The organism is Xanthovirga aplysinae (assembly GCF_009711365.1).
Taxonomy (GTDB): domain Bacteria; phylum Bacteroidota; class Bacteroidia; order Cytophagales; family Cyclobacteriaceae; genus Xanthovirga; species Xanthovirga aplysinae.
On the sequence record NZ_SMMB01000402.1, the window covers coordinates 1 to 1427 of the forward strand.

Annotated in this window: 2 protein-coding genes; both read right to left on the reverse strand. The window is 33.1% G+C overall.

From position 1 onward, the window contains the following. A partial coding sequence (locus E1171_RS01415; protein ID WP_155203351.1) for a hypothetical protein occupies nucleotides 1-785 on the reverse strand: 785 nt, incomplete at its 3' end. After that, nucleotides 782-1427: ABC transporter ATP-binding protein (locus E1171_RS01420; protein ID WP_222931329.1), on the reverse strand; the 646-nt coding region annotated here is incomplete at its 5' end. The genes E1171_RS01420 and E1171_RS01415, both read right to left, overlap by 4 nt.

Genomic DNA, 1427 nt, shown 5'->3' on the forward strand with positions numbered 1-1427 from the left:
GTTATTTCAAAAACATGACTTTGATAAATTAAAAAAGAATGTCCGATCATAATAAAAAGCATAAGGATTCCCCCTACCCTTAGATCAGGAACCTCTTCTCCAAAGAAATGGTAATAACCTCCCAAAATAATAAATAGGGATATTGACTTAGTAATCCCATAAGAAAGTTTTAATTGATGAAGAACATGGTAGATGAATAAACTAAAAAATGGTTTTCGCCAATGAAAAGTATTTTTAATGAAAAGAGAAAATCGATCGGGACTTGCTAACCGATTAATAAACCCCACATAAACTCCAGCACTGATAAGAATTATAAAAAAGATAAACAGTAAGATTACCAAAGGAATAAAATAATGGTGAAATATAAGCCCTATGGCAATAGAAAAGAATCCAAAGCAAACAAAAGGAAGAGAGATAACAAACTGAACAATAAACCAACTTTTGAACTGATGGATTTTGTTAAAGGCTGTACTACTGTAAACTAAAAATTGATTATTTACTTGGGAAATTTGCCCCAATACATACTTCCAGCTTTTGAAAGTATAAATTAACCAAAAGAAAAAAACTAAAGCCGCCAAAATTGGCGAGGACACTAAAGTTAACGTCACCAATAAATGGTAAAACAGCAACTCATCATCAGAAAAATGCCCTCCATTCAAGACATCTATGTAAAAACAATAAGTAAGGATTGAAACAAAAAAAAAGACCAACAAACCCGAATGTACTTTATAAAAACCTTTGGCAAATATTTTTAAAAGTACCTTAGTTAAAGGTTGGGACGTCATATTTTGAAATTTAAAGTTTGTTTTTCAACCAATAGTTCTCTGGCAGTAGGTAAAACATCGTAATTTAAAGGTTGATGAGATGATAACATAAAGCTTGTCCCATCCTTTTTACATTTTTCAGCAATCCAACTATAAAGTATTTCTAGAGACTCCACATCCAATGTTATCAATGGTTCATCCAGCAGGATTAGCTTAGGATTTCCCAGAAAAGCTAAAACAAGAGAAAGTTTTTTAAGCATGCCACTTGAATATGTGCCCAGGGGTTGTTCCATATAGCTTTGGATTTTCATACTTTCAATATAAAACTGCTTCTGACCCTCGAAGGCCCCTTTAGCCGAGGCAAATACATTAATCATTTCGCGACCTGTTAAAAAATCCGGAAATATGGGTTCGGCCTCGGCAAAATTCACCCTTCTTCTATAGACAACTGCCTGCTTTTTTATACTAGCTTTCCCAGTTAGAATAATATCTCCCTCAAACCATATAAGTCCGGCAATAGCTTTTAATAAAGTAGTTTTCCCAGATCCATTTACTCCTTTGACCCAATAAATGGAGGGTTCAATCAACATATTCTCAATTTTTAAAACTTCAACATTACCATACGATTTCCTGAAATTTACAAATTGAAGCATACGATCTTTT